At 45.6% G+C, this 7,742-nt stretch carries 11 protein-coding genes; 6 read left to right on the plus strand and 5 right to left on the minus strand.

All coding sequences use genetic code 11. From position 1 onward, the window contains the following. The coding region (locus F6K49_RS32445) for an ATP-binding protein (RefSeq protein WP_293103273.1) at positions 1 to 1,727 on the plus strand (1,727 nt) is incomplete at its 5' end. Here F6K49_RS32445 and F6K49_RS32450 read toward each other — a convergent pair. Further along, positions 1,678 to 1,893 carry a hypothetical protein gene (locus tag F6K49_RS32450; RefSeq protein ID WP_293103276.1) on the minus strand — a complete coding sequence of 72 codons (216 nt, stop codon included), beginning with the start codon at positions 1,891 to 1,893 and terminating at the stop codon, positions 1,678 to 1,680. The genes F6K49_RS32445 and F6K49_RS32450 overlap by 50 nt on opposite strands. A 709-nt stretch (positions 1,894 to 2,602) precedes the next feature. On the opposite strand from F6K49_RS32450, the gene F6K49_RS32455 reads away from it, so the two are divergent. Continuing rightward, entirely contained in the window at positions 2,603 to 2,782 is a 180-nt protein-coding gene (locus tag F6K49_RS32455) for a hypothetical protein (protein WP_293103279.1), read from the plus strand. Between the two features lie 92 nt (positions 2,783 to 2,874). Here the strand turns inward: F6K49_RS32455 and F6K49_RS32460 are convergent, their stop codons facing one another. The 3 genes from F6K49_RS32460 to F6K49_RS32470 all read right to left on the minus strand — a co-directional run bounded on the left by F6K49_RS32460 (position 2,875) and on the right by F6K49_RS32470 (position 4,255). Next, positions 2,875 to 3,096, minus strand: coding sequence for a hypothetical protein (locus F6K49_RS32460; RefSeq protein WP_293038423.1), 222 nt, complete (start codon positions 3,094 to 3,096; stop codon positions 2,875 to 2,877). Positions 3,097 to 3,524: 428 nt separating this feature from the next. After that, positions 3,525 to 3,977, minus strand: coding sequence for a helix-turn-helix domain-containing protein (locus tag F6K49_RS32465; RefSeq protein ID WP_293029792.1), 453 nt, complete (start codon positions 3,975 to 3,977; stop codon positions 3,525 to 3,527). 65 nt (positions 3,978 to 4,042) lie between these two features. Then, positions 4,043 to 4,255: a hypothetical protein gene (locus tag F6K49_RS32470; RefSeq protein ID WP_293103282.1), complete on the minus strand. Its 213-nt coding sequence runs from the start codon at positions 4,253 to 4,255 to the stop codon at positions 4,043 to 4,045. A gap of 38 nt (positions 4,256 to 4,293) precedes the next feature. On the opposite strand from F6K49_RS32470, the gene F6K49_RS32475 reads away from it, so the two are divergent. The 4 genes from F6K49_RS32475 (at position 4,294) to F6K49_RS32490 (ending at position 6,904) form a co-directional block, all read left to right on the plus strand. Beyond that, on the plus strand, positions 4,294 to 4,512 hold the full coding sequence (locus F6K49_RS32475) for a hypothetical protein (RefSeq protein ID WP_293103285.1): 219 nt from the start codon (positions 4,294 to 4,296) through the stop codon (positions 4,510 to 4,512). Between the two features lie 104 nt (positions 4,513 to 4,616). After that, the gene (locus F6K49_RS32480; RefSeq protein ID WP_293103288.1) at positions 4,617 to 4,838 is read left to right on the plus strand and encodes a hypothetical protein; all 222 of its coding nucleotides are present in this window, start codon (positions 4,617 to 4,619) and stop codon (positions 4,836 to 4,838) included. Between the two features lie 112 nt (positions 4,839 to 4,950). After that, positions 4,951 to 5,874 carry an Rpn family recombination-promoting nuclease/putative transposase gene (locus F6K49_RS32485; RefSeq protein ID WP_293103291.1) on the plus strand — a complete coding sequence of 308 codons (924 nt, stop codon included), beginning with the start codon at positions 4,951 to 4,953 and terminating at the stop codon, positions 5,872 to 5,874. Positions 5,875 to 5,953: 79 nt separating this feature from the next. Further along, positions 5,954 to 6,904 (plus strand): DUF4351 domain-containing protein, encoded by a 951-nt coding sequence (locus F6K49_RS32490; protein WP_293103294.1) that lies wholly within the window; start codon positions 5,954 to 5,956, stop codon positions 6,902 to 6,904. Positions 6,905 to 7,122: 218 nt separating this feature from the next. Here F6K49_RS32490 and F6K49_RS32495 read toward each other — a convergent pair. Then, the coding region (locus F6K49_RS32495; protein WP_293103297.1) for a DUF1822 family protein at positions 7,123 to 7,742 on the minus strand (620 nt) is incomplete at its 5' end.

The raw sequence follows: 7,742 nt of genomic DNA on the forward strand, positions 1-7,742 counted from the left end.
TAGGATACGATGCCACAGACCAGGAATTAGCAGGCAAGATCATACCCCAACCGCCTCAGACTAACCCGGTTTTTTTGCCTCCCTCTCAGTTAAGTATAGGGTCGCAATTGATAAGCATTTGGTCTGGGGGCGAGGGGAGAAATAGCTATCCCGTGGTGCAATTATCTGGCTCGGATCGAAGCACTAAATACCAAATTGCCTCCGCCACTTGTCAGGATTTGGGGTTAAAGTTACATACTCTAGAACCTGCCGCTCTGACCACCAAGCCCCAGTTAGTCTACCAACTCGGGAAGCGTTGGCAAAGGGAAGCAAGACTATGCAATAGTGTCCTGTTTATTGACTGCGATAGTTATAATTTTTCTGAGCCAGGGCGGGAGTATGCTCTGAGCAAATTTATTGATAGTAACAATACTCGTTTAATCCTCAGCAGCAAAGACCGAAAAATTGACTGTCAGCGGACTGTTGTTAACCTAGACATCCCCCCATTGAGCCACCAGGAACAATATGACCTGTGGGAAAGCCATCTCGGGTCAGCAGCAGCAGAACTTAACGGTCAAATTGAGCGCATCGCCGTGCAGTTTAACCTCAATACTGCTACTATTCAAGCCGCCTGTGATCAATTCAAAATTCAAAATTCAAAATTCCCACAAAATCCCGGATCTAGCCCCCCTAGCCCCCCAACATTGGGGGAAAACCGATATCAAAATCCCCAAATAACAAACAGCGAAGCCTCCTCTGGTTTCCCCCTTTTTAAGGGGGACGGAAGGGGGATCTCGGATAGCGAAGCCTCCTCTGGTTTCCCCCTTTTTAAGGGGGACGGAAGGGGGATCTCGGATAATGGGGGCAAAAATCACAAAGACGAAACCCACCAATCAACTCAATTATGGGATTTCTGCCGCCATTTCGCCCGTAATCAATTAGATCACTTAGCGCAACCTATCAATGCTACGGCTACCTGGGACGATCTGGTATTACCTACCCCACAACGGCTGCTTCTGAGCGATATTGCCACTCATCTCAGACACCAGTATAAAGTCTATCAGCAATGGGGTTTCGCCCAAAAAGGCGACCGGGGTTTGGGCATCAGCGCCCTATTTTACGGGGCTAGCGGTACTGGTAAAACCATGGCAGCAGAGGTATTAGCCCAGGAATTTCGCCTGGATCTTTATCGCATCGACCTAAGTAGAGTAGTCAGTAAATATATTGGTGAGACCGAAAAGAATCTGCGGCGGATCTTTGATGCTGCTGAAACCGGTAGTGCTATTCTGCTGTTTGACGAAGCCGATGCCCTGTTTGGTAAGCGTACCCAAGTTCAAGACAGTCACGACCGCCACGCTAACATCGAAGTCAGCTATTTGCTGCAACGTATGGAAGCCTATCAAGGGTTGGCTATATTGACCACCAATTTCCAAAGCGCTCTCGATAGTGCCTTTTCGCGCCGCATTCGCTTTGTGGTCGAGTTTCCTTTTCCCCAAGCCGAAATCCGTACCCAAATTTGGCAGCGCATTTTTCCAGCTATGACCCCAACCCTTAACTTAAATTACCAGAAACTCGGTCAACTCAATGTAGCTGGCGGAAATATTCGCAATATTGCCCTAAATGCCGCTTTTTTGGCCGCCGCCGCCGATGAAGCCGTGAACATGGAACATATCTATGAAGCAACAAAACGGGAATATCTTAAGTTGAAGAAAATGTTGACAAACGAAGAGATAGAAGGCTGGTTTTAGTTGTGGGGAATGGGGAATCGGGAATCGGGAATCGGGAATCGGGAATCGGGAATCGGGAATCGGGAATCGGGAATCGGGAATCGGGAATCGGGAATGGGTAGAGGCGTAGGGTGGGCAAATGCTGATCATCTGACCATGTAATCTGGAATCCGGTCGATTTGCCCACCCTACAAGCTGCGGGGTTTGGTGGGCAAATCCTGATCATCTGACCATGTAATCTGGAATCCGGTCGATTTGCCCACCCTACAAGCTACTATCAGCTCTCAGCTCTCAGCTCTCAGGCGTAGGGTGGGCAAATGCTTATCCTCTGACAACAATATCTCGAATCCTGTCAATTTGCCCACCCATCAAGCTGCGGGGTTTGGTGGGCAAATCCTGATCATCTGACCATGTAATCTGGAATCCGGTCGATTTGCCCACCCTACAAGCTACAAGTCCATTTGCCCACCTTCCCTGAGGCGTAGGGTGGGCAAATGCTTATCCTCTGACCATGTAATCTGGAATCCGGTCGATTTGCCCACCCTACAAGCTGCGGGGTTTGGTGGGCAAATCCTGATCTTTGAGCTGACCATGTAATCTGGAATCGGGTCAATTTGCCCACCCTACAAGCTACAAGTCCATTTGCCCACCTTCCCTGAGGCGTAGGGTGGGCAAATGCTTATCCTCTGACAACAATATCTCGAATTCTGTCAATTTGCCCACCCTACAAGCTACAAGCTGCGGGGTTTGGTGGGCAAATCCTGATCTTTGAGCTGACCATGTAATCTGGAATCGGGTCAATTTGCCCACCCTACAAGCTGCTAGAAGCTGCGGGGTTTGGTGGGCAAATCCTGATAATTACTATCAGCTATCAGCTCTCAGCTCTCAGGCGTAGGGTGGGCAAATGCTTATCCTCTGACAACAATATCTGGAATCGGGTCAATTTGCCCACCCTACAAGCTGCTAGAAGCTGCGGGGTTTGGTGGGCAAATCCTGATAATTACACTGACCATGTAATCTGGAATCCGGTCGATTTGCCCACCCTACAAGCTTTATTTTTAATTTTTAATTATTAATTTTTAATTACCACTAGGGGTCGATTTGCCCACCCTACAATAACTGACGGCTGATCGCTGACCGCTGACGGCTGAATCCTTACATTCTGACTTCATAATTCATCAAAACCCATAACTTTCGTTTCCCCTATTTTAGATTCATTTAATGCTTTACGGGCTAATTCGTCTAGGAAAGAGGTTTGAGATTGTGATAATGTTTTTTGCCATTTAAGTTCATTCTCAATATCTTCGATTAACTGATGAGCAAGTTCGTTTTGTATCTCTTCTGGTAAATTTTGTGCTTTCTGAAAAGCCTCTGTTAATAGATAAGTCATTAATTTCAGTATTTATATTGAAGTCGATAAATAAATGTTAGCTTAAGTTTCCGTTTACATGCCTTACAGCGGCAATAGGGACGGGGGCGCGGGGAGCTCACAGGGGTAGGTTTTTAACAAAGACCTCAGGTGTGGGGTGTGGGTTGTGGGGTGTGGGGTGTGGGGGATAAGAAAGCGATGCAGCGCGGTCTTGGGGGAAACCACGGCAGTGGCGTAGGGTGGGCAAATACCAAGCCAATCAAAATTTAATCTGGAATTCTGTCATTTGCCCACCCTACAATAACTATAGTTTTTGAATAAAATAAGCTGACGGCTGACAGCTGACGGCTGAATGCTTACTAGCGATCGCGCTTCCATACTTCAATGTCTTGATGCTGCACCAAATCATGAAATAGATAATTTTGAATAGTCGCAAAGCCTTGAAAGACTTAGCTAATAGCCGGAAAACTACCACCAATAAAGTGAATATCACTGAAGGTTTCGATCCACAAACGAGCGCCACAATCCAGTGGATTATCCGGCTGATAAACAATCTTACAAGGACCAAGGATTTCGACTTCATTACCGTAGAGATTAGTGCCCTTTCGTTTTACTGAAATCACTGGCTTCCGGTCTTTGGGGCTTTTCTTGATATTCGAGCCAATGTGATTGCGATTGACATTAATCTTCGCTAAAGCTGGCGGACGACTAGTGCGCCATTTCCCCTTGGGTCCACGATTACCTTTAGTAATTTGTGGCAAATGGTTGAACAGAGGAATAATCCAGAATTTCCCGCTTTTATAGGCACCCCGGACCCGACCCTTCTCTAGGAGTTGGCGCAATCGTCGAGAAGAAATTCCTAATAGAGATGCCGCTTCAGTAGTTCCAACGCACTTGTTCATCAGTGGACTCTCCCTTAACTATTCCGATAATACTAGTTTAAGGGATAAAAGAGAAATTGGCAATTTTAGGGAATCGGGAATCGGGAATCGGGAATCGGGAATCGGGAGTCGGGAATCGGGAAGAAACGGAAGAGTTTAGGATACTCGGTGGATGCGTTCGCGTAGCGGCTCCAAAGGAGCATCGCGTAGCGGCTCCAAAGGAGCATCGCGTAGCGTGACCAAAGGTCAATCCCGTAGCGTGACCAAAGGTCAATCCCGTAGCGGCTCCAAGCTCCCATCACATATAGTTATCTACAAAAATTAACTAATTAATTAGTTGGGTACACAGGATTTTTCCCCACTCCCGATTCCCGACTCCCCACTCCCGATTCCCGACTCCCCACTCCCGATTCCCGACTCCCGATTCCCGACTCCCCACTCCCGATTCCCGACTCCCCACTCCCGATTCCCGATTCCCGACTCCCGATTCCCTAAAAAAATTGTTACAAAAGTTTTCAAAATATGTTATAATAAAAGATTATTTGTGTTACTATAAAAATACCGTGGACGCTAAAACGTTCCACGGTAAGAGCCAGCCGACAGTTTCTCTCGGCTACAGGCTGGCTCTGGAGCCCCAGTTAAGGAGATACCTAATATTTTATGTCGTACTCTCAACGCCTATATCCATGGGCGCTCATTCGCCTATTGCCTAAAATGCAGCGGATGGTTGTTCGTCGTTTTCGCAACCGTTCTGACGCTGAGGGTCACTTGCAGGCCCTTAAACGGCTGATGCCTGATGAAAAATTTATTATTATCTTCGATTTAGGAGACCCTATGGACGGCGAGTCTAATGACGGCGAGTCAAAAGACGAAGAATCTTAAGAAACAGGAAGTCTGAAAAGCCCAGCTCTTCACTAATCAAATTTTAGTTTGATTCCAGAAATAGTCCTGGATGTAACTCAAAAATTATTCTTGATTCGATCAATTGTATTGTATGGCAAAACCTGTAGATATTGGTAGCAAACGCCTAATCAGTCTCGCTCCTAATGCTTGGGTGCAATGGGTAACCGGTAATCCCCAAGTGCGGGCATCTCAGTTACTTGATGCTGAGTTTCAATGGATTAGTCGCGAAAGCGATGTGATTGTCAAAGCTTCTAGTCCTGAACATCAAGAATTTCTGATTCTCAATGAATTACAACTACGCTATGACCAGAACATGCCTCAGAGAATGCGCAATTATGTGGCTTTAGCTGAGGAAAAATACAACCTATCCGCTTATCCAGTATTAATTAATATCTTGCCGCCCCCATCCACAGTCACAATTGTTGATTGTTACGACAAGGAATTCATGGGATTAAAAGCCCGTCAAGATTATCGGGTAATTAATCTCTGGGAAGTAGAGGCTGAATTAGTATTAGAACAACCTTTGCCTCCCCTATTTCCATTTGTCCCAATCTTATTTGGAGGTGGTAGCGAATCAAAATTGCGGTCAGCGGTGCAGGCTTTACGAGCAGATCAAACCTTGAATCAACTAGAACCGCTCTTAGCGTTCTTTGCTAGTTTTGTGCTAGAGATACCTTTAATTCAACAAATCATGAGGTGGGATATGACAGTATTACGAGAATCACCCTGGTATCAAGAGATTTTACAAGAGGGTCTTGCTCAAGGCATCCAACAAGGGATTGAACAAGGGATTGAACAAGGAATTGAACAAGGGATTGAACAAGGGATTGAACAAGGCATCCAACAAGAACGTCGAGGGAGTTTAGAGCGCATCCTTAAACTGCGATTTTCAGAGATTCCTGTCGAGATATCCGTCAGAATTCAAGCCTTAACTCTCGAACAATTAGAAGAGTTGATGGCCACAGCCTTAACGGTTAACTCCCTAGATGAGTTTACTCAACATTTGCCCAATTAATTAAATAAGGCCACACCCCACCTCGACCGTGGGGTGGGCGTAACTCAAAAATTAGTATTGATTCGATCAATTGTATTGTATGGCAAAACGTGCAGATATTGGTAGCAAACGCCTAATCAGTCTCGCTCCTAATGCTTGGGTGCAATGGGTAACCGGTAATCCCCAAGTGCGGGCATCTCAGTTACTTGATGCTGAGTTTCAATGGATTAGTCGCGAAAGCGATGTGATTGTGAAAGCGTCTAGTCCTGAACACTCGGAATTTCTGATTCTCAATGAATTACAACTACGCTATGACCAGAACATGCCTCAGCGAATGCGCAATTATGTCGCTTTAGCTGAGGAAAAATACAACCTATCCGCTTATCCGGTATTAATTAATATCTTGCCGCCCCCATCCACAGTAACCATTGAAGACTGTTACGACAAGGAATTCATGGGATTAAAAGCCCGTCAAGATTATCGGGTAATTAATCTCTGGGAAGTAGAGGCTGAATTAGTATTAGGACAACCTTTGCCTCCCTTATTTCCATTTGTCCCGATCTTATTTGGAGGTGGTAGTGAATCGAAATTGCGGTCAGCGGTGCAGGCGCTACGAGCGGATCAAACCTTAAATCAACTAGAACCGCTCTTAGCGTTCTTTGCTAGTTTTGTATTAGCGATGCAGCGCGGTCTTGGGGGTTTCCCCCATGAGCGACTGCATCAAGAAGAAATACCCTTAATTCAACAAATCATGAGGTGGGATATGACAGTATTACGAGAATCACCCTGGTATCAAGAGATTTTACAAGAGGGTCTTGCTCAAGGGATTGAACAAGGGATTGAACAAGGGATTGAACAAGGGATTGAACAAGGAATCAAACAAGAACGTCGAGGGAGTTTAGAGCGCATCCTTAAACTGCGATTTTCAGAGATTCCTGTCGAGATATCCGTCAGAATTCAAGCCTTAACTCTCGAACAATTAGAAGAGTTGATGGCAACAGCATTAACGGTTAACTCCCTAGATGAGTTTAGTGAACATTTGCCAAATTAATTAAATAAGGCCACACCCCACCTCGACCGTGGGGTGGGTTTTCCTCTTGATTTTACAACTCCGATGGTCAGCGGTCAGTGGTCAGCTAACGTAACTCAGATTAAACTAATGCTTACCTGTTTTATTCAAAAGCTGATAGCTGATAGCTGATAGCTGAACGCGCACGCGTGCGCGTAGCGCATAAGCTGATAGCTGATAGCTGATAGCTGATAGCTTACCTAAATTATAAATTTTTCCGTGATACTTATATCTCCCAATTTTAATCTGACACTGAATCGTTCCTCTGGTTGGCAACTGAAATCAATTTGGATCTTGTCGTTAGTTTTTCCAGCTTGAGCTTTCATACAAGACTTTCCCGATTCATCCAGTAAATTCACCTGCAAATCTGGTGGTAAATACATTGCATCCCCCGCAGGATATAGCCGCATAAAAATATCGATATCTTCAGTATCAGGAGGTTGGAAATTCACTTGCAGCAGCAAGACTACCCCTTGACCAGCTAAGTCCATTAGCTTGGCTCGCATCGTTGATCTGTCATTACCCCTTAAAGCCTGTATCCTCGGTTCTTGGTTGGAGCGCCGCTTGATACCTAACTCAGATCCTCTGAAGGAAGTAACGGTTTTGAAACTAGACCTGTACCTATACTCAGGTAGCAGTGAGGCTGGTGGTTGCCAATCTGCCTGAAATAGTTCCTCAAACCATTGGGTTACCCTCACCGATTTCTTAATCCAATCAATCTTGTCAATTAGTGTATCGAGAGATTCAAGCTGTTCTAGGGGTAAAGGGTCTAGGGATTTAGCGATCGCATGATACGGAGCAAATCCCAATAACTCTACCT

Source organism: Moorena sp. SIO3I6 (assembly GCF_010672095.1).